This window comes from Xanthomonas sp. NCPPB 3200, from assembly GCF_056393585.1.
The window spans coordinates 4,500,805-4,519,492 of record NZ_CM150785.1; the positions used below are offsets into that span (position 1 = coordinate 4,500,805).

19 protein-coding genes and 1 tRNA gene are annotated in these 18,688 nt (G+C 66.5%); 10 read left to right on the forward strand and 10 right to left on the reverse strand.

What is annotated here, in order from left to right:
• Positions 1-332: 332 nt before the first annotated feature.
• The 4 genes from AC06DU_RS19475 (at position 333) to AC06DU_RS19490 (ending at position 4,831) form a co-directional block, all read left to right on the forward strand.
• On the forward strand, positions 333-1,022 hold the full coding sequence (locus AC06DU_RS19475; RefSeq protein ID WP_478203044.1) for an ABC transporter ATP-binding protein: 690 nt from the start codon (positions 333-335) through the stop codon (positions 1,020-1,022).
• A 12-nt stretch (positions 1,023-1,034) separates the two neighbouring features.
• Positions 1,035-2,195 carry an ABC transporter permease gene (locus AC06DU_RS19480; RefSeq protein ID WP_102251085.1) on the forward strand — a complete coding sequence of 387 codons (1,161 nt, stop codon included), beginning with the start codon at positions 1,035-1,037 and terminating at the stop codon, positions 2,193-2,195.
• 13 nt (positions 2,196-2,208) lie between these two features.
• A complete protein-coding gene (locus AC06DU_RS19485) occupies positions 2,209-3,528 on the forward strand; it encodes an ABC transporter permease (RefSeq protein WP_184381511.1) in 1,320 nt (439 codons plus the stop codon).
• A gap of 187 nt (positions 3,529-3,715) precedes the next feature.
• On the forward strand, positions 3,716-4,831 hold the full coding sequence (locus tag AC06DU_RS19490) for an alpha/beta fold hydrolase (RefSeq protein ID WP_024939054.1): 1,116 nt from the start codon (positions 3,716-3,718) through the stop codon (positions 4,829-4,831).
• Positions 4,832-5,072: 241 nt separating this feature from the next.
• On the opposite strand, the gene rarD is transcribed toward AC06DU_RS19490, so the two are convergent.
• Both rarD and yedA read right to left on the reverse strand, forming a co-directional pair.
• On the reverse strand, positions 5,073-5,984 hold the full coding sequence (rarD, locus tag AC06DU_RS19495; RefSeq protein ID WP_102251087.1) for an EamA family transporter RarD: 912 nt from the start codon (positions 5,982-5,984) through the stop codon (positions 5,073-5,075).
• Entirely contained in the window at positions 5,981-6,877 is an 897-nt protein-coding gene (gene yedA / locus AC06DU_RS19500; protein WP_102251088.1) for a drug/metabolite exporter YedA, read from the reverse strand. The genes rarD and yedA overlap by 4 nt, the downstream gene beginning before the upstream one ends.
• 86 nt (positions 6,878-6,963) lie before the next feature.
• On the opposite strand from yedA, the gene AC06DU_RS19505 reads away from it, so the two are divergent.
• Complete coding sequence (locus AC06DU_RS19505) at positions 6,964-7,380, forward strand: Rap1a/Tai family immunity protein (protein WP_478204457.1); 417 nt, start codon at positions 6,964-6,966, stop codon at positions 7,378-7,380.
• Positions 7,381-7,504: 124 nt separating this feature from the next.
• Here the strand turns inward: AC06DU_RS19505 and AC06DU_RS19510 are convergent, their stop codons facing one another.
• The 7 genes from AC06DU_RS19510 to rocF form a co-directional block, all read right to left on the reverse strand.
• On the reverse strand, positions 7,505-9,157 hold the full coding sequence (locus tag AC06DU_RS19510) for a M28 family metallopeptidase (protein WP_478204458.1): 1,653 nt from the start codon (positions 9,155-9,157) through the stop codon (positions 7,505-7,507).
• 848 nt (positions 9,158-10,005) lie between these two features.
• The gene (locus tag AC06DU_RS19515) at positions 10,006-10,950 is read right to left on the reverse strand and encodes an MBL fold metallo-hydrolase (protein WP_478203045.1); all 945 of its coding nucleotides are present in this window, start codon (positions 10,948-10,950) and stop codon (positions 10,006-10,008) included.
• A 57-nt stretch (positions 10,951-11,007) separates the two neighbouring features.
• Positions 11,008-12,297 (reverse strand): tryptophan--tRNA ligase, encoded by a 1,290-nt coding sequence (locus AC06DU_RS19520; RefSeq protein ID WP_478203046.1) that lies wholly within the window; start codon positions 12,295-12,297, stop codon positions 11,008-11,010.
• Positions 12,298-12,478: 181 nt separating this feature from the next.
• Positions 12,479-12,688 carry a CsbD family protein gene (locus AC06DU_RS19525; RefSeq protein WP_478203047.1) on the reverse strand — a complete coding sequence of 70 codons (210 nt, stop codon included), beginning with the start codon at positions 12,686-12,688 and terminating at the stop codon, positions 12,479-12,481.
• A gap of 250 nt (positions 12,689-12,938) precedes the next feature.
• Positions 12,939-13,073 (reverse strand): entericidin A/B family lipoprotein, encoded by a 135-nt coding sequence (locus tag AC06DU_RS19530; protein WP_016904515.1) that lies wholly within the window; start codon positions 13,071-13,073, stop codon positions 12,939-12,941.
• Positions 13,074-13,155: 82 nt separating this feature from the next.
• Positions 13,156-13,308: an entericidin A/B family lipoprotein gene (locus AC06DU_RS19535; RefSeq protein WP_006451340.1), complete on the reverse strand. Its 153-nt coding sequence runs from the start codon at positions 13,306-13,308 to the stop codon at positions 13,156-13,158.
• A gap of 109 nt (positions 13,309-13,417) precedes the next feature.
• Complete coding sequence (gene rocF / locus AC06DU_RS19540) at positions 13,418-14,341, reverse strand: arginase (RefSeq protein WP_046346094.1); 924 nt, start codon at positions 14,339-14,341, stop codon at positions 13,418-13,420.
• 478 nt (positions 14,342-14,819) lie between these two features.
• Here rocF and AC06DU_RS19545 point away from each other — a divergent pair, with 478 nt between their 5' ends.
• From AC06DU_RS19545 to tmk, 5 genes are all read left to right on the forward strand, one after another.
• Positions 14,820-15,272, forward strand: coding sequence for a roadblock/LC7 domain-containing protein (locus AC06DU_RS19545; protein WP_054591235.1), 453 nt, complete (start codon positions 14,820-14,822; stop codon positions 15,270-15,272).
• 64 nt (positions 15,273-15,336) lie between these two features.
• Complete coding sequence (locus AC06DU_RS19550) at positions 15,337-15,696, forward strand: roadblock/LC7 domain-containing protein (RefSeq protein ID WP_016904518.1); 360 nt, start codon at positions 15,337-15,339, stop codon at positions 15,694-15,696.
• A gap of 94 nt (positions 15,697-15,790) precedes the next feature.
• A complete protein-coding gene (locus tag AC06DU_RS19555) occupies positions 15,791-16,708 on the forward strand; it encodes a hypothetical protein (protein WP_054591234.1) in 918 nt (305 codons plus the stop codon).
• Entirely contained in the window at positions 16,705-17,247 is a 543-nt protein-coding gene (locus AC06DU_RS19560) for a GTP-binding protein (protein WP_016904520.1), read from the forward strand. The genes AC06DU_RS19555 and AC06DU_RS19560 overlap by 4 nt, the downstream gene beginning before the upstream one ends.
• Positions 17,248-17,757: 510 nt before the next feature.
• Positions 17,758-18,435, forward strand: coding sequence for a dTMP kinase (gene tmk, locus AC06DU_RS19565; RefSeq protein WP_039814984.1), 678 nt, complete (start codon positions 17,758-17,760; stop codon positions 18,433-18,435).
• Between the two features lie 177 nt (positions 18,436-18,612).
• Here tmk and AC06DU_RS19570 read toward each other — a convergent pair.
• Positions 18,613-18,688: transfer RNA gene (locus AC06DU_RS19570), tRNA-Thr, on the reverse strand.

Below are 18,688 nucleotides of genomic sequence, written 5' to 3' on the forward strand. Positions count from 1 at the left end.
TGGCGGCGATGGCTGATGCGATCGTGGCACCTGGATGGCGCTGCGATCGCGCAAGGTAATGCAAGCACTTAGTAACGATCGCAGCGGCGTTGGTGATCCACAGCCAGCGGCGTCATCGGTCAGTACAGACCTAGCCGCCTGCTTGTCGCCGCCATGCGTCGTCGCGCACGTCACCCAGCAGTTGCGTCTGTCGTCATCCAGCCTCGTACCGTCTTGCCGCCTCACCGTCACCGCATCGCCGTGTTGCCGTGTTGCCGTGTTGCCGCCTCATGCAATCGCGGTCGCCGTGCGCATCGCGCTTGCCTCTTTCCATTGCACCATCAGGAGTCGCCATGACCGCCCTCGTCAGCTTGCGCAACATCACCAAGACCTACCAACGCGGCCCCGAGCAGGTGCAGGTGCTGCACGGCATCGACCTGGAGATCGCCAGCGGCGACTTCGTCGCGCTGATGGGTCCGTCCGGCTCGGGCAAGACCACCTTGCTCAATCTGATCGGCGGGCTGGACAACCCCAGCGGTGGCGAGATCGAGATCCAGGGCGAGCGCATCGGCCGCATGAGCGGCGGCCAGCTCGCGACCTGGCGCAGTCACCACGTCGGCTTCGTGTTCCAGTTCTACAACCTGATGCCGATGCTCACCGCGCAAAAGAACGTGGAGCTGCCGTTGCTGCTCACCGCGCTCACCGCCGCGCAACGCAAGCGCAATGCGGAAATCGCCCTGACCCTGGTCGGCCTGCAGGAACGCCGCAACCACAAGCCCAGCGAACTGTCCGGCGGCCAGCAGCAGCGCGTGGCGATTGCACGCGCGATCGTGTCCGACCCCACGTTCCTGATCTGCGACGAACCCACCGGCGATCTGGACCGCCATAACGCCGAAGAGATCCTGCGCCTGCTGCAGGAACTCAATCGCGAACACGGCAAGACCATCGTGATGGTGACCCACGACCCCAAGGCCGCCGAGTACGCCACCCATACCATCCATCTGGACAAGGGCGAGCTGGCCGATGCGCCGCTCGTGCTCTAAGGGAGTGCTGCCATGAAGTATCTCTGGCTGGTGTGGGCGCAGTTGTTCCGCAGCAAGACCCGCACCTTGTTGACCTTGCTGTCGGTGGTGGCGGCGTTCCTGCTGTTCGGCATGCTCGATTCGGTGCGCGTGGCCTTCACCTCCGGCGGCAGCGTCAGCGGCGTGAACCGCCTGGTGGTGGCTTCGCGCCTGTCGATCACCCAATCGCTGCCGATCAGCCTGGAGCCGCAGATCCGCAGCGTGCCGGGCGTGCGCGATGTGACCTCGGCGATGTGGTTCGGCGGCATCTACCGCGACCCGAAGAATTTCTTCCCGAACTTTTCGGTAGCGCCCAATTTTTTCGACGTCTACAGCGAGTACGAGCTGCCCAGGGAACAGCTCAAGGCGTTCCAGACCACGCGCACCGGCGCCGTCGTCGGCGAGACCCTGGCCAAGGCCAATGGCTGGAAGATCGGCGACACCATTCCGCTGCAGGCCACCATCTTCCCGCGCGGCGGCAGCAACGACTGGCCGCTGCAACTGGTCGGCATCTTCCGCATGAAGGACCGCGCGGTGGCGGCCAACCAGGAACGCCAGTTGATGATGAACTGGAAATACTTCGACGAGTCCAACGACTACATCAAGAGCAGGGTCAGCTGGTACACGGTGACGTTGCGCAACGCCGACCAGGCCTCGCGTGTGGCGCAGGCGATCGACGCGTTGTCGGCCAACTCCGATCATGAAACCAAGTCGCAGACCGAATCGGCGTTCCAGCAGGCCTTCATCAAACAGTTCGCCGATATCGGCCTGATCGTCACCTCGATCATGGCCGCGGTGTTCTTTACCTTGCTGCTGCTGACCGGCAACACCATGGCGCAGGCGGTGCGCGAGCGCATACCGGAGCTGGCCACGCTCAAGACGCTGGGCTTTCAGGACCGCACCGTGTTGAGTCTGGTGATGGTGGAGTCGGTGCTGTTGATCGGCCTGGGCGGGTTGATCGGCATGGGTCTGGCGTCGCTGGTGATCCCGCTGGTGGCCGCACGCAGCGGCGGGGTGATGCCGGTGCAGGGCGTGCCGCTGCAGACCTGGTTGGTCGGGCTGGGCCTGATGGCCGGCATCGGCATCGTGGTGGGTGTGCTGCCGGCGCGACGCGCGCAGCGCTTGAAGATCGTCGATGCCCTCGCCGGCCGCTGACAGGAGCAGGCAAATGCAAACCCAATGGAAGAACCGTCTGGTCAATCTGCTGTCGATCGTGTCGCTGGCCGTCGGGTTGGCCGTGTGGATCGCGCTGCCGTGGATCGGCGTGCTGGTCGCCGCCGCCTTGCTGGCGGTGTGGCTGGTTGTCACGCGCAGCGGCCGGCTGTCGTTGGCCGCCGCACGTATCGGCATTGCCACACTGCCGCAACGCTGGGGTGCCAGCTCGGTGATCGTGGTCGGCATCGCCGGTGTGGTCGGCGTGCTGGTGGCGATGCTGGCGATGGGCCAGGGGTTTCAGGCCACGCTCAACAGCACCGGCGACGACACCACCGCGATTGTTCTGCGCGGCGGCTCGCAGGCCGAAACCAACTCGGTGATCACCCGCGACCTGGTGCCGCTGATCGGCAGCCTGCCCGGCATCGCCGCCGATGCCAGGGGCCGCCCGCTGCTGTCGCCGGAGCTCTCGCAGGTGGTCAACATCGCCTCCAGATCCGATGGCACCGACGTCAACGCGCAACTGCGTGGCGTGGGCGAACAGGCCTGGGCGGTGCACGACAAGGTCAGGCTGGTGCAGGGCCGGCGCTTCACCCCCGGCCTGCGCGAGATCGTGGTCGGCAAGGGCGCGTTGACTCAGTTCCGCGGACTGCAGCTGGGCAAGACGCTCACTCTCGGCAGCCAGCAATGGACCGTGGTCGGCGTGTTCGCCTCCGGCGATGCGCACGATTCGGAGCTGTGGACCGATGCGCAGACGCTGGCCACCACCTACAACCGCAGCGCCTACCAGTCGATCAGCGTGCGCACCACCGGCAAGGCCGGTTTCAGCCAGTTCAAGACCGCCATGGCCGCCGATCCGCGGCTCAAACTGGATGTGGAAACCACCCGTGCCTACTACGGCAAACAGGGCGGTGGCTTGAACAGGTTGATCAGCATCCTGGGCACGGTGATCGGCGCGATCATGGCGGTGGGCGCGGTGTTCGGCGCGCTCAACACCATGTATGCGGCGGTGGCCACGCGCGCGCGCGAGATCGCCACGATGCGGGCGATCGGTTTCCGCGGCACGCCGGTGATCATGGCGCTGATGCTGGAGACCATGCTGCTGGCGCTGCTGGGCGGCTTGCTCGGTGGCCTGATCGCCTGGGCCATCTTCAATGGCTACAGCGTGTCCACGCTGGGCAGCAACTTCAGCCAGATCGTGTTCCAGTTCAAGGTCTCGCCGGAGCTGTTGTGGAGCGGGCTGAAATGGGCGCTGGGCATTGGCCTGGTCGGCGGGCTGTTCCCGGCCTTGCGGGCGGCGCGGTTGCCGATCACCACTGCCTTGCGTGAGGTGTAGCGCGGGCCTTGGCCCGCCGGGAATGGGGAATCGGGATTGGGGAATGGTGACAGCCAAGGCAGAGGGAGTGCGGGTGCTGCGGCTGAACGTAGTGCGGGCTGTCATCGTTCTGTCACTGCACTGCGGTAGATGCGCGGGGCGGGCAGGCCGTAGGCTGCCCGGCCGTTGCATCCATCGATCTTCGCCCATGACGCGCCTGATTCTGCTGGCCTGCGCCTGCCTGTGGCTGGCCGGCTGTTCCTCGTCCTCCACCTCGCTCAGCGAGCGCCTGGTTGCACCCGGCGGCACCTCGCCGTTGCTGGATGAGGAGCGCATTGCCGCTACCATCGCCACCGTGCCCAACCGCAGCGGGCATGTGGTCACGCGCGATCAGGTGCCGATCTTCTGGCGCGCGATCGACCCCGGCCAGTACGCCATGCACTACCGCTATCTCGGCCAGCGCCACGATCCGGCGCATGCGCTGGATGTCGATTTCAGTTTCAAGGTGCCCACCGCGACCCCGCCGACGCCGCGCGGCACCGTGGTGCTGCTGCATGGCTGGATGATGGATGGCGATTCGCTGCTGCCATGGTCGCTGGAGCTGGCGCAGGCCGGCTACCGGGTGATCACCATCGACCTGCGCAACCATGGCCATTCCGGCGGTGGCCCGTCCGGTTACGGCACGCGCGAATCCGACGATGTGATCGACGTGCTCGATGCGCTGCAACCGCGTGGCGAGATCCGTGGCCCGCTGTACCTGTTCGGCATTTCCTACGGCGCCGCCACCGCACTGTTCACCGCCGACAAGCTCGGGCCGCGCGTGACCGGCGTGGTGGCGATGGAATCCTTCGCCAACGCCGGGCGCGGCATTCGCGACATGGTCCCGCACCTGCTCGCCAGCCAACCGAATGGCTGGCGTGGGCAGGCGGTGGCCGCGTATGCGCGCTGGCGTTATGCCGACCAGAATATCGATGCGGTGATCGCCGCCGCCGACCGCCAGCTGCAGCTGGACCTGGACCACGTCGATGTCACGCAGGCCTTGGCCGACACGCGCAGCTGTGTGCTGCTGGTGCACGGCGATGCCGATCAGCACATCCCGGTCGCGCATGGGCGTGCGCTGGCGCTGGCCAGCCCGCGCGCGCACTACGTCGAGCTACCTGGCGAAACCCATCTGAGCCTGCCGCTGCGGCTGGATCTGCTGGGTGGGCCGATCGACCAGTGGCTGGCGCAGACGCAACAGGATCCAGGCCACTGCCCCGCGCCGCAGGCACTGCCGACCTCCACGCTGGCGGTGGCGACACCGGCGTTGGCGCCGCGCGGCTGAGAGCGGTGGACGAAGGTCGCGAACGGTCGTCAGGCGGGAGCGGACCGCGCGTTCCGAAACGGTGGGTCTGAATGACATGCCGATGACTGCACCCGCACCGCGGTGAACGCAGTCGTCTGTTGCTCGCCCTGAATCCAGGCAGGAGCTGCGCAACGGCAGGCTGTCGAAGCGCGCACCGCGCTGCTGCCCACCTAGCAACGCAGCCGCTGCGCGATCGCCCGGATCGCGCAGCGGCCGATGCTTAAGGCGTCACCACCACCGGCCGCCGCTGCCGCCACAGGCTATCGCCGACGAACAGCAGCAGCCCCACCCAGATCGCGGCAAATCCGATCGCGCGCCCCTGATCGAACGGCTCGTGGAAGAACCACACGCCCAGCAGCAACTGCAGGCTCGGCGCGATGTATTGCAGGATGCCCACCAGCGACAGCGGAATCCGCCGCACGCCATACGCAAACCCGATCAGCGGCACCGCGGTCAGCACGCCGCCCAAGATCAGCAGCAGATCGGTACGCAGATCCCAGCCGCTCAGGAAGGCGCCGCCATGGCCCTGCTCGCCCCAGCCCGCCAGCAGCAGCGCCGGCACGAACAGGTACACGCTTTCCACGCCCAGCCCGGCCACCGGATCCACCGCCACCAGCTTGCGCAGCAGGCCGTAGGCACCGAACGAGAACGCCAGCCCCAGCGCGATCCACGGCGGCGCACCGGCATCCAGGGTCAGCCACAGCACGCCCACCGCCGCACACACCACCGCCACCCACTGGATGCGCTGCAGGCGTTCCTTCAGCACCAGCACGCCCAGCAACACGCTCAGCAGCGGATTGATGAAATAGCCCAGGCTGGCCTCGATCACGTGCCCGGCGTTGATCGCCCAGATATACAGGCCCCAGTTGAACGCAATCGCCACGCTGCTGCCGGCCAGCATCCATAGCGCGCGCGGCTGCGCGGCGATGGCGCGCCACCAGCGCAGGCCCGAGCTGGCCAGCAACCACGCCACCACCAGCAGCGCGCTCCAGACGATGCGGTGCGCGATGATCTGCAGCGACGGCACCGCCTTGAGCAGGTGCCAGTACAGCGGCACCAGGCCCCAGATCACGAAGGTCGATGCGGTGATCAACAGCCCGCGACGCGCCTCGGTCGGCGAGACCGCCGTCATCGCCGCGCCTTGGCCAGGGTCACCACCAGCACGCCGGACAGGATCACCGCCATCGCGCCGATGTCGTGCGCGCTGAAACGCTCATGCCCCAGCCACGCACCCAACGCCACCGCAATCACCGGGTTGACGTAGGCGTAGCTGCCGGCCAACGCCGGGCGCACGTGATGCAGCAGCCACACGTAGGCGGTAAATGCCACGATCGAGCCGAACACGCACAGATAGGCCACGGCCAGCAGCCCCTGCGAGGTCGGCAGGCTCTGTGGGCGCTCGCCGATCAGCAGGCCGGTGCTGACCAGCAACACGCCGCCGCACAGCATCTGCCCGGCGGCAGTCATGAACGGCGACGGCAGGTCGCGTCCGCGCGACCACACCGAGCCGAAGGCCCAGCCGATCGGCGCGATCAGCAACAACACCAGCCCGCCCGGCGTGGCGGTCAGGCTGCTGCCGGCGTTGAGCCAGACCACGCCCAGAAAGCCGATCACGATACCCAGCCATTCGCCACGGCTGGCGTGCTGCCCGCGCAAGGCGCCGAACAAGGCCATCCACAGGGGCACCGATGCCACCGAGGTGGCGGCCAGGCCCGACGACACGCTGCGCTCGGCCAGCACCACCATGCCGTTGCCCAGCAGCAACAGGGCCGCGCCCATCATCGCCACGTTCTTCCATTGCGCGCGCGTCGGCGCAGCCACCCCGCGCCAGCGCAGTACCGCATACAGCACCGTGCCGGCCACGACGAAGCGCGCCCCGGACACCATGGTCAGCGGCAACGCGCCGCCTTCCAACGCAAAGCGGATCGCCAGATAGGTCGAGCCCCAGACCACATAGACCAGCAACAACGCGACAACGACCAGGCCGCTGCGCGCAGGCGCCACAGCATCGTGTGAAGAGGACATCGAAGATTGCCAAATACAGCGGAAGCTTCAATTCTAGATCACCTGCCCACGCCAACGTCGTACGCCTCTCGGGCGCCTGCCGCGGTATGGTGCACATTGATCCCCGGCCCGGAGTGCATATGCAGCGTCGCGTCCCCTGCTTGATGTTGGCCGCCCTGACCGTGCTATCGGCCAGTGCATTGGCACGCGTGCCCGAACCCTGGGAGCCCAGCGGGCGCAAGCTCCTCGAGGCCGGGCTGGACGGTTCGTTGGCGCCGGAGATCGCGCCCGAACAAACCGAGCTCAAGGTCATGCTCTCGGCGAACCGCGCCGGCGCTTACCTGCTCGGCGTCGCCAGCAGCAGCTACCGCACGCAATGGTGCATGCCGGCCGGCAAGAGCGGCCCGCCGGACATGCAGGCGATCATCAGCGATATCGGCGCGCTACCCGATGCACGCCTGGACGAGGCCGCACCTGCGTTGATCGTGCAGGCGTTGGCCAAGCGCTACCCGTGCCGCAAATAGGCGGCGCGGTCGCCGCAGGCCGGCTCGACCAACCGCCACGCAATGGCCCGATGCACTGACGTTCGCCTCGCCGATCGCCCGACGCCCGGGCTCGAAAGCAGCAGGCGTTTGCACACCGCCGGCCCTACTTGCGCGCGGCGTCGCTGCTGGCGCGGATCGCCTTGAACTCCGAACCGTCCTGCCAGCTCGGCCACTGCCGGCCGTTGGCCAGCGCCACGCCGACATCGTAGACCAGGGTGGTGTCGGCCGCGTGGCCGCTGGCATCCCATTGCGGGGTCCAGCGATCGCAGGGCTGGTGATAGCACTCGGCAAAATACTTGTCGCGCAGCGCCTTGCCGGCCGTCACGCCGCCGTCGAGCATGTCCAGCCCGGGACCGGCGGTGATCGCCGGCACGCCCATGCGCGCAAAGGCGAAATGGTCGGCGCGGTAGAAGAAGCCCGCTTCCAGATTCGGATCCGGCGAATAGCTGCGGCCGCGCGCCTTGGCGGCGGTTTCCAGATCGCCTTCCAGCGATACCCGTCCGCGTCCCCACGAGGCGATATCGCGGGTGGGGCCATCGGGGCTGAACATCTCCATGTTGAGCACCGCCACGGTCTTGTCCAGCGGCGCCAGCGGATGCGCGGCGTAATAGTTGGCGCCGAGCAGGCCCTTCTCTTCTGCCGTCAACGCGATGAAATACAGCGTGCGCTGCGGCTTGGGGCCGGCCGCGAACACGCGCGCCAGTTCCAGCACGCTGGCCACGCCGGTGGCGTTGTCCACCGCGCCACGCCGCACCGTGTCGCCGCCGGCATCGGCCTTGCCCACGCCGAAGGCATCCCAGTGCGCGGAGAAGATCACCGTCTCGTCCGGATGCTGGCTGCCGGTGAGCTTGGCCACCACGTTGTGCGTGACCACGCGCTCGCGCTTGAGCTTGAAGTCCACCGACAGCGTCGCATCGCCCAACGCCACCGGGGCGAAGTCGCGCTGCTGCGCGCGCAGCTTGGCCTGCGCAAAATCCAGCCCGGCGCGCTGAAACAGCGACACCGCCAACGCCTGCTGCATCCAGCCACGCACCGGCACATGCTGCGCCTTCGCATCGGCATCGCTGCGTTCGATATCGAACAACGGCGACAGGCCCGAACTCTGCACCGTCGCCCAGCCGTACGCGGCCGGCGCGGTCTCGTGCACGATCAACACGCCGGCGGCACCACGACGCGCGGCCTCTTCGTACTTGTAGGTCCAGCGGCCGTAGTAGGTCACCGCCTTGCCATCGAAGGCGCCAGGCTGGCTGGATTCGAAGTCGGCATCGTTGATCAGCACCACCGCGATCTTGCCGCGCAGGTCAACGCCCTTGTAGTCGTCCCACTGCCGCTCCGGCGCACTGATGCCGTAGCCCACGAACACCAGCGGTGCATGCTTCAAGCGCACCGCGTCCTGTGGACGCAGGCTCTGCAGGGTCACATCGGTGCCATTGACCAGCGTCTGGCTCTTGCCCCCGACACGCAGGCTGGCGCGCACCGGGCCATCGACCTGGGCGCGTACCAACGGCACCGCCTGGGTCCAACCGCCCTGCTCGCCGCCCGGCTGCAGGCCGCCAGCCTTGAACTGCTCGACCAGGTAATCGACCGTGCGCTGCTCGCCGGCACTGGCCGGCGCACGGCCCTCGAACTCGTCCGATGCCAGCAGGCGCACGTGCCGCGACAACGCTTCGGCATCGATGCCGCCACCGGGCAGATCGTTGGCGGCCTGCGCCACGCCCCCCACGAACAGGCAGGCGGACAACAACAGGATGCGCATCGGATTCACGGCATGGCCTTGCAACAGATAGATGACACACAGTTTACAAGCGCGCGGCCGTCACGGGAGCGCTTTGACACGCGTTGGCAGGCGCGATGTCTTCCTCTCTAGCAGGCCCCTTGGGCTGCATGGATGCTGTCACGGAGTTCAATGGGCGGGTGTACGGCCTGTCCCGTGCGTGGTGATGGCATCGCGCCTTCGACTCACCGAGCTTTTGAATCGAGCCTCTGATTGCGCGCAAACACGGTTACGGTTCAAGGTCTCGATTGTTTTGGCATGGTTTTCCGGAGCCTGTGCAGTGCGGACAGATCAGTTGCAGGGCGGCGGATCTGCGGCTTGGCTGCAAGGCCCTTGCCCGCCCACCATCGCGGGACACGCCGCAAGTACGTCCATGTAGGCTCTTACGCGGCATCCATGCCGCGTAAGGTCCCGCGACGGTGAGCGGACAAGGACCCGTCGGGATGGTCGGTGTGCATGGTTAAAAGCGGTGCATGACCTGCGCTGGTCGGATCACTTGTTCGTTCGATTAGCGCCTCACCATCTTCCCATCGCGAGCCGAGCGGCAGGCAGGTGTCAACACGCAACTTAAAAAACGTCTCATCTACTACCGCTAGCCGAGCAACAAGCTTTCAAAAGCAGCCGACCAACTCTCTGGTGCGGTGTCCTCGCCGGTTGCGGGACCGTGTGGCGGCATGGATGCCGCCACCGCGCCTCCACGCACGGATTCACGGCAAGTCCCGCAAGCGGTGAGGGCACCGCGCGCTCGACTGACGCAGCTTTTGACTGTTGCCGAACGACGCGACGACTCGCTGCAGCGTTCTAGTGGGGTGTTACCCACTCCAGTGGCGCTAATTGGTACGCGTCGCGCGATCCAGCCAGCACGCCAGGCCCTGCGCGTTGAGTTCGATATCGGTGCCCAGTAGCTGCGCCACGCGTGCATCGTCCAGCCGGCAGCCGTGCAGGCGGGCGCGCTGCAGATACAGGTCGGTCAGCGCCGCCACCATGCAGCGACGGCGGTCCGCTTGCTGCGCGCAGTCCAGCGCGATGGCGGTCATCGCATGGATCTGCTCGACCAGAGCCTGCGCCAGCGGTGCCGGCGATTCGACCCGGCCGTAATGGGTGAGATACATCGCCTGCGGCGCGGTCTCCATCAGCCGCGCGATCGAGTGCAGCATCGCCTCCGGTTCGAACTGCACCGGCGAGGAGGTCGGCAGGATGAAGGCGCCTTGCGCGCTATCAAGCTGGCGATACGACAGGCCGAAGGTGTCGCCGGTGAACCAGCTGCGGCTACGCGCATCCCACACGCACAGATGATGGCGTGCGTGGCCCGGCGTCTCGATGGTGCGCAGCGCGCGCTCGCCCAGCATCACGGTCTGTCCGTCGGCCGCTTCCAGCACGCGCTCGGCCGGCACCGGCACGATCGCGCCGTAACTGCGCGCCATTTCCGCCGCGCCGTACACCGCCGTGGCACCGGCGATCAGCCGGGCGGGGTCGATCATGTGCGGCGCGCCGCGCGGATGCACCAGCACCCGCGCATTGGGCAGGTGCTGCAGCAAGGCACCCGCTCCGCCGGCGTGATCCAGATGCACGTGGGTCAGGATCAGCCAGTCCACCTGCGCCGGCGTCAGCCCGGCCGACTGCAATGCGGCCAGCATCTGCGGTACCGACAGCGAAGTGCCACAATCGACGAAGGCGCCACGTTGCGCCTCGACGATCAGGTACGCCGCATCGAACTGCACACCGCCAAAGCCGGTGTCGATGGTGTGGATGCTGGAATCGGCAGTCGCTGTCATTGCTCCCCCACGGCTATGCGAGAGGCCACAGTCTAGCCACCGGCTCCATGAGTGTCGTTACGCCTCGCGCAACACGCGCAGTGCCGCCAGGATCAACTCCGCCTCCACCTGCGCATGCACGCCCGGCAATTGCAGGTCGCTGCCCTGCTCGGCCTGCTTCAGCCGCGCAATCAGCTGGCCCGCATCGCGTGGCGAGGCGAAGCCGTCGCTCTGCAGCAACAACGCACCGGCGCCATCGGTCAACTTGAAATAGAACTGCCCGTCGCTCTCGCGGTATTGCTTGAACACCGGCGGCGCGCTCTTCTCGCTCGCTGGCGTCGTAGCCGCATCGCCCTGGCTGGACAGATCGCGCAGCCCCACCGCAGCACGCAGCTCGGCCAAAAACGGCGTGGCGTAGCGCGCGCGCAGACGTGCGCCACCGGCGCGCAGAATCGCCTCGATCTTGGCCGGCTCGGCCATCAGCGCCTCGTAGCGCGTGCGCAGCGGTGCGATCTCCTGGTCGATACGCTCGAACAGCTGTTGCTTGGCGTCGCCCCAGCCGATGCCATCGGCAAAGGCCTGCGCAAAGGCCGCCGTTTCCTGCGGCGTGGCAAAGGCCTGGTACAGCTGGAACAATGCCGACCCCTGCGTGTCCTTGGCTTCGCCGGGCGCGCGCGAATCGGTGAGGATGGAGAACACCAGCTTGCGCAGTTCGTCGCGCGGTGAGAACAGCGGAATCGTGTTGCCGTAACTCTTGCTCATCTTGCGGCCGTCCAGACCCGGCAAGGTCGAGACCTGCTCGTCGATCACCACCTCGGGCAGGGTGAAAAAGTCGCGGCCATACACGTGGTTGAAGCGCTGGGCGAAATCGCGCGCCATCTCGATATGCTGGATCTGGTCGCGCCCCACCGGCACCTTGTGCGCGTTGAAGATCAGGATGTCTGCAGCCATCAGCACCGGATACATGAACAGGCCGGCGGTCACGCCCGCATCGTCGTCTTCGCCGTCGGCGCGATTCTTGTCCACCGCCGCCTTGTAGGCATGCGCACGGTTGAGGATGCCCTTGCCGGCCACGCAGGTCAGCAGCCACAGCAACTCGGTGGTCTCCGGCACATCGGACTGGCGATAGAACCACACCGTTTCCGGGTCCAGGCCGCAGGCCAGCCAGCTGGCGGCGATCTCCAATGTGGAGCGCTGCGTCCGCGCCGGGTCCTGCGCCTTGATCAGGCTGTGCAGGTCGGCCAGGAAGTAGAAGCTTTCCGTATCGGCAGCCGTACTGGCCTGGATGGCCGGGCGGATCGCGCCGACGTAATTGCCCAGATGCGGGGTGCCGGAAGTGGTGATGCCGGTAAGGACGCGAGTGGTCATCTGCGTAAGGCCAGGGAGTCAGCACGCAAGTTTAGCGGTTCCGTGCCCCTGGCATGAACGAGACGGTGCCTTGTACCTGCCGCTACCGGCAGCGGCGGCAGACGCAGAACGGGCCGCATCAAGCGGCCCGTCCTGTGCAGTTGCGCTCACCACGGCGGGTGGGCGTGGTTGCGCGGCACCGTCAGGTGTCGTCGCGCAACGACTTTTCGAAGGCGCGCACTTCGGTCTGGGCGCGGTCGCGATCCAAGCCGTAGCGCTCCTGGAGCTTGCCCTGCAGATATTCGGCGTTGCCCTCGGCAACCTTGAAATCGTCGTCGGTGAGGTCGCCCCACTTGGCCTGCGCCTTGCCCTTGAGCTGGGTCCACTTGCCGGAAATGATGTCAGTGTTCATTGCGTCGACTCCGCTGCTGCGGCCGCGATTGACCGTCTACGCAGGTTGCCCATGGCGCCGTTCGCCGCAGATCAAAAGCCGTCAAATCCGCACTCACCGCACTGAACGGTTGCCGATGCTTGCGGCGCAGTTCTACGTATGGCCGCGCCGTCGCATGCCCAGATGCGTCGCCGCGCTGCCCTGCCTGCGCAAGGCATCAGGCAAAAAAAAACGGGCCTTGCGGCCCGTTTTTTCTGCATGCAGCGCTAGATTACTTGCGCGCAGCGTCTTCCACCTTCTCGCCAGCGCCCTGCACGTCCTTGCCGGCACCTGCGACGGTGTTGCAACCCGACAACATACCGACCGACAACACCGACAGCACCAGCAGCACAATTGCACGCTTCATAACAGACTCCTTCGTGGGTAAAGCGGCGGCTTGCCGCAGATCAATCAAATCAAACAACTAGGGTTCAAACAAAACGCAAGGATCAGCACTTACCGTCGCTGCAATTGTCGGCCTTCTTTTCGACCTTCTCACCTGCACCCTGCATGTCCTTGCCAGCGCCGGCCATGGTGTTGCAGCCAGTCATCACGCCGGCCGAAAACAGGCCCAGTACCATCAGTGTCAGCAGTCGCTTCATCGGTCTTCCTCAGTTCTGCGTTCGGTGCAGACGCACCGTGTCTGGCGACAAATCTGACTGCGCGGCCGTGGATTTGATGTGAACGCGGCGTGCTGCGTTCAGCGATCGATCAATCTCGCATCAGTGTCGACTTGCCGAACAGGCTCTCGACCAGATCCACCGCCAGCTCGGCGGTGGCGTTGCGGTTGTCCAGGACCGGATTGAGCTCGACGATGTCCAGCGACCCCATGCGCCCGGTGTCGGCGATCATCTCCATCACCAGCTGCGCCTCGCGGTAGTTGGGCCCACCCGGCACGGTGGTGCCCACGCCCGGTGCGATGCTCGGGTCCAGGAAATCCACGTCGAAGCTCACATGCAGATGGGTGTCATCACTCATCCCCTGCAGGGCGGTCTCCATGGTGCGTTTCATGCCGGCCTCGTCGATGTAGCGCATGTCGTAGACATCGATGCGGTGCTGCTTGATCAGGCGCTTTTCCTCCGGGTCCACCGAGCGGATGCCGATCTGCCGCACCTGCTCGGGCAGCAACGCCGGTGCGCTGCCGCCCAGATGCGTCAACGCCTGCGGGCCCAGCCCGCACAGGCAGGCCACCGGCATGCCGTGCACATTGCCCGACGGCGTCACCTCGCTGGTGTTGAAGTCCGAGTGCGCATCCAGCCATAGCACCCGCAGCGGGCGTTGCTGCTCGCGGCAGTACTTGGCCACCGCGGTGATCGAGCCGATGCCCAGGCAGTGGTCGCCACCGAGCATGACCGGCATGCGGCCTGCGCGCAGCTGCGCATAGCTGGCCTCCATCAGCGCCTGGTTCCAGGCCACCACCTCGTCCAGATGCCGGTAGCCGGCCTGCGGGGCCTGCCAGGGATTGCGCGGGCCATCCAGGTTGCCCAAGTCGTGCACCTCCACGCCGCGGCCGATCAAAGCCTCTTGCAGCCCGGCGATGCGCAACGCCTCCGGCCCCATCCGCGCACCACGGTGGCCGGCACCGATGTCGGTGGGAACGCCAATCAAGGAAACCGGCAGGTACTGCGTCGCCATGCATTGCTCCAGCATCGAGAAAGCGCTGCAGTCTAGTCGCCGGCTCGTGCGCTGACGCGCGGCAGCGCAGCACGGCGCCCGGCCTGCGTCACCGATCACGCAATCGCATTTGCCACTGCAGCAATCGAAAGTGCGGCCGATAGTGCGTAGCGGGCAATGGTCGGACCGGTACGGATGGCAGGCGCAACACCGCGGTACAGGCGCGCTGCAGTCAGGCCGGAGCACTGGCAGTGCATCGGCCGCGCCCGCTTGGCGGCGGCGACCAACGCGTGCTGGCCGCTTGAAGTGACGTGGTTGGGCAGTTTGTGGCGTATCTGCGCTTTGCGGACTGTGCTTGTCTGACCGCACAGTTAAGAGATTGAGGGTGCTATGACGATGACGGAAGGTGCCGATGCTACTGTTCGCCCGCCAGCGCGGGACCCGGTGTCATCGACAAGGTCTTTCATCGCGCAGCGGGTTTCGTACAGGGGAGGATTTCATGCCGCATAACGCCGTCAACCAGGTCGTCAAGGCTGCCGTGGGCGAGGTCGCGCGGGCGTCGCACCAATACGATCTGCAGCGCATCGGGCGCGAGTTCGCGCAGACCATCGAGCGCGAGCCGGGCATCCGTCTGCTGATGCTGTCCACTGCCGACGGGCGCGCCATCGCCGAACAATCCAGCCTGGATGTGGACGGTCGCCGGCTGGCAGCGATGGCCAATTCGTTCCTGACCCTGGGCGAGACCCTGGCACGCGAATCCAGTCTGAGCGAAGCCGACTACGCCACCATCAGTACGCGCGGCGGGCAGCTGGTGCTGATCCGCATTCGCGCCGACAAACCGCTGACGCTCACCGCGGTGGGCAGCAGCGATCTCAATGCCGCAGCGCTGCTGTTCAACGCACGCGACTGCGCCGGCCGCCTGGCGACAGCGCTGGCGCAGCCGGCCGACTGAGCGTTTGGCACTGTTCGTGCTTGTGCCAGTGCACTGAATTTCTCACCGCTCGTAAGGACGACCCGTGTCAAAACTCAATCTGGAACACCTGCATTCGATCGCCGGCTTCGTCGGCGCTGCCCTGGTCGATAGCGACAGCGGCATGGCGCTGGGCATGACCGGCGGCACCGATCTCAACCTGGAACTTGCCGCAGCCGGCAACACCGAGGTGGTGCGTGCCAAGCGCCGTATCGCCGAGCAGCTCGGCCTCAACGACACCATCGAAGACATCCTGATCACCCTGGCGCGTCAATACCACCTGCTGCGCCCGCTGGAGAGCAACGGCACCTTGTTCCTGTACGTCGTGCTGGATCGCGCCAAGGCCAATCTGGCCATGGCCCGTCATGAGCTCAAGGCATTCGAGAAGACCCTGGACTTCGGTTGATGCCAACCAGGCGGCGCGCACGCGTCGCCTGCCCGGCCTGCCGGTCCGTACCGGCAGCCACCGTACTTGCTACGCGCCGACGCGGCGCCCTGTCATGACCTCACCCATTCACACCATGCGGGTCGCCACGGCCGGCCTGGACCTGCTGCACACCACGCGCCTGAAACTGGCGTGCTCGTTGCTGCTGGCCGAGCGCATCGACGTGCAGTTGGGGCAATGGCCGCAACACGCCGCCGAGGTGGTGGTGCTGGGGCTGGAAAGCCCCGACGGCCTGGCCGCCTGGCAGGCCTTGCAAGGGCAACCCGTGCGTGTGCTGGTGGTGTCGCGGACACCGGTCGGCGGCGCATGGCTCAAGCACGGCGCCACCGTGCGCGAACTCAACGAGCAGATGCGCCTATTGCTGTCGTCCTCCGATCATGCGCAGGTCGCCGAGCCGGCCTTGCTGGTCCGCCATTGCCGCGGCGAATTCGGCACCGCTGCGGTGCTGCTGCGCAACGGACATTTGCAGGTGCGCGTGGACCCGGCCGACAGCTGCGTGCAGCTTCCCGCCGGCATCGCCTTGACCGAGCTGCTGGCGGCCCTGGATCGCCCCGGCTGGCAGGTTGCGCCGGACACTGCCGACAGCGCACTGAGCCAACGTATTTCCTTCGAGGCGCTGTATTTCGCCCTGCCCGAGCACCTGCGCCCCGCGCTGCCGGCGGTAGAACCCAGCCATGCGCTGCGGTTGCGGCAATGGCCGGAGCTGAGTGCCGAGACCAGTTCGCCGGCGCAGCTGCTTGCCATTGCCCACCTGCATGCGCGCCCGTGGCGCCCGCAGGCGCTGGCCAATGCTTGCAAGCTGCCGCTGCAAACGGTGGAATGCCTGTTCGCCGCTGCACTCGCCAGCGGCCTTGCCCAGACTGCGGAGATTCCCGTGCCTGCAACGCAGCCCCGTCCGGACAGCAGCAACTCCCGGTTCTTCTCCTGGGTCGCACGTCGCTTTGGCCTCTCTCTCTTTCAGGCGCAGTCATGAGTCTTCCGGCCAACAAACTGGTGTTCGTTGGCGGCATGGGCGCCGGCAAGACCACCGCCGTGCGCGCCATCTCCGACGTGGAGCCGGTCAGCACCGAGATGCCGCTCAGCCAGGATGCCTACGGCGACAAGACCTACACCACGGTCGCACTGGACTACAGCTCGATCGAACTGGAAGACGGCGAGTTGCTGCACGTCTACGGTGTGCCCGGGCAGAAGTACCTGGATTTCATGTGGCCGCTGGTGTGCGACGGCGCGTTGGGCGTGATCGTGCTGGTCAGCGCGCGCGATCCGCAGATGCGCGATGCCACCGTGGCCTTGCTGCGCGAGTTTTCGCAGATCGCACCTGCGGCAAGCCTGGCGGTGGGCATCACCATGACCGACGAAATGCAGGACTTTTTGCTGCCGCCGTTCCGTGATGCGCTGGTGGCCGAAGGCTTCCGCATCCCGGTCATGCGCGTGGACGCACGCTCGGCCACCCAGATCACGTTCCTGGTGAAGTCGCTGCTGTCCTATCGTTACACCTCGGCGACCAGCTAAGCGGGCGCGTACGTGGCATTGCCGACGTGGTCGGCGCGCGAGAAAAACAAGGAATCCGGTCACGACGGTGCCTGACAGGGCGTCACGCGGGGGATGCCGCCTCTAGGGTGACGGCGACGCGTCCATCTTCCTTGTTGCCAGGCACGCGACGCGGACGTCATACATTCGGGTGCTTTGCCTGACTTGTTCAGTATGCCGCGCAGCCAGAAATCAGGGCATCGGGACGTTCCCGACATCGCGCAGGACATACCGGTCATACGGCATATGCAATAGCGCCAGCAGCCGGCAGCGCCTGCAACCGGCGGTCGTGATGCGGTTGTTGTGCATGCCCGGCACTGCGTTGGACATGACGGTCGTCAAGCCATCTCGCACAGGCATCGACGCGCGGCAGCGGCGGTGCCATCGGTAACGCGCAGCGCAGACCCGATGCGCCGGGATCGGCCGCTGCAGGGCGACGTCCGCGCCAATGCCAGGTGCTGATCCAGCACCACGATCGGATAAAGTAGCGCGATGACAATCGAACTGAAGCCCGGCGGTCTACTGATCGCGATCGAAGGCATCGACGGCGCCGGCAAGACCACCCTCGCCCGCAGCCTGGCCACCACGCTGGAAGCGGCCGGCGCGCGCGTGGTGCTCAGCAAGGAACCGACCAATGGCCCCTGGGGCACCCAGCTGCGCCAGTCCGCCGCCACCGGCCGCCTCAGCGCCGACGAAGAAGCCGAGCTGCTGATCCGCGACCGCCACGAACACGTGGACACCCTGATCGCGCCGGCGCTGGCACGCGGCGACATCGTGATCCTGGACCGCTATTTCCCCTCGATGGTCGCCTACCAAGGCGCCGCCGGCCTGCCGCTGGACGACCTGCTGGACCGCAACGCCTTTGCGCCGCGCCCGGACGTGCTGCTGCTGCTCGACCTGCCCCCGCCCACCGGCCTGGCGCGTATCCGCGCCCGCGGCGATGCACCCAATCACTTCGAAACCCAGGACAACCTGGAGCGCTGCCGCAGCATCTTTGCGCAGCTGCAGTTGCCGGGAAAGCACGTCGTGGATGCCAGCGCCGATGCGGACAGCGTGCTCCGCCAGGCCCACGCCATCGTTGTTGCCGCACTGGCCGAACGCCTGCGCGTCGACGCCACCGATGCCGACCAGGCCACGTTGGAACTGCTGTCGGCCGGTCGCCCGGCCTGAGTCGCTGCGCGTACCGCGCGCAGGCAACAGCAACTGGCGCGCTGCGATTGGCGGGCTGCGGGCAGATAGCTGTTTTCGGCAGATCAAACCGCGCAAGACGCGGTCTGGAGACGCTGACCCACAGCGCAGTCAATTGCATGCGACCCGTGCGTCTACAGGTTGAACCAAGAACCTTCGTGGTGCCGGCACCCGGATTCGAACTGGGGACCTACCGCTTACAAGGCGGTTGCTCTACCAACTGAGCTATGCCGGC

Coding starts and splice junctions, on each gene's coding strand:
- AC06DU_RS19515 (WP_478203045.1), bottom strand. CDS start 10,950: ATGACAGCGACTGCCGATTCCAGCATCCACACCATCGACACCGGCTTT.
- AC06DU_RS19520 (WP_478203046.1), bottom strand. CDS start 12,297: ATGACCACTCGCGTCCTTACCGGCATCACCACTTCCGGCACCCCGCAT.
- AC06DU_RS19530 (WP_016904515.1), bottom strand. CDS start 13,073: ATGAAGCGTGCAATTGTGCTGCTGGTGCTGTCGGTGTTGTCGGTCGGT.
- rocF (WP_046346094.1), bottom strand. CDS start 14,341: ATGGCGACGCAGTACCTGCCGGTTTCCTTGATTGGCGTTCCCACCGAC.
- AC06DU_RS19555 (WP_054591234.1), top strand. CDS start 15,791: ATGACCTCACCCATTCACACCATGCGGGTCGCCACGGCCGGCCTGGAC.
- AC06DU_RS19480 (WP_102251085.1), top strand. CDS start 1,035: ATGAAGTATCTCTGGCTGGTGTGGGCGCAGTTGTTCCGCAGCAAGACC.
- yedA (WP_102251088.1), bottom strand. CDS start 6,877: ATGTCCTCTTCACACGATGCTGTGGCGCCTGCGCGCAGCGGCCTGGTC.
- tmk (WP_039814984.1), top strand. CDS start 17,758: ATGACAATCGAACTGAAGCCCGGCGGTCTACTGATCGCGATCGAAGGC.
- AC06DU_RS19535 (WP_006451340.1), bottom strand. CDS start 13,308: ATGAAGCGACTGCTGACACTGATGGTACTGGGCCTGTTTTCGGCCGGC.
- rarD (WP_102251087.1), bottom strand. CDS start 5,984: ATGACGGCGGTCTCGCCGACCGAGGCGCGTCGCGGGCTGTTGATCACC.
- AC06DU_RS19525 (WP_478203047.1), bottom strand. CDS start 12,688: ATGAACACTGACATCATTTCCGGCAAGTGGACCCAGCTCAAGGGCAAG.
- AC06DU_RS19505 (WP_478204457.1), top strand. CDS start 6,964: ATGGTGCACATTGATCCCCGGCCCGGAGTGCATATGCAGCGTCGCGTC.
- AC06DU_RS19510 (WP_478204458.1), bottom strand. CDS start 9,157: ATGCGCATCCTGTTGTTGTCCGCCTGCCTGTTCGTGGGGGGCGTGGCG.
- AC06DU_RS19485 (WP_184381511.1), top strand. CDS start 2,209: ATGCAAACCCAATGGAAGAACCGTCTGGTCAATCTGCTGTCGATCGTG.
- AC06DU_RS19475 (WP_478203044.1), top strand. CDS start 333: ATGACCGCCCTCGTCAGCTTGCGCAACATCACCAAGACCTACCAACGC.
- AC06DU_RS19560 (WP_016904520.1), top strand. CDS start 16,705: ATGAGTCTTCCGGCCAACAAACTGGTGTTCGTTGGCGGCATGGGCGCC.
- AC06DU_RS19490 (WP_024939054.1), top strand. CDS start 3,716: ATGACGCGCCTGATTCTGCTGGCCTGCGCCTGCCTGTGGCTGGCCGGC.
- AC06DU_RS19545 (WP_054591235.1), top strand. CDS start 14,820: ATGCCGCATAACGCCGTCAACCAGGTCGTCAAGGCTGCCGTGGGCGAG.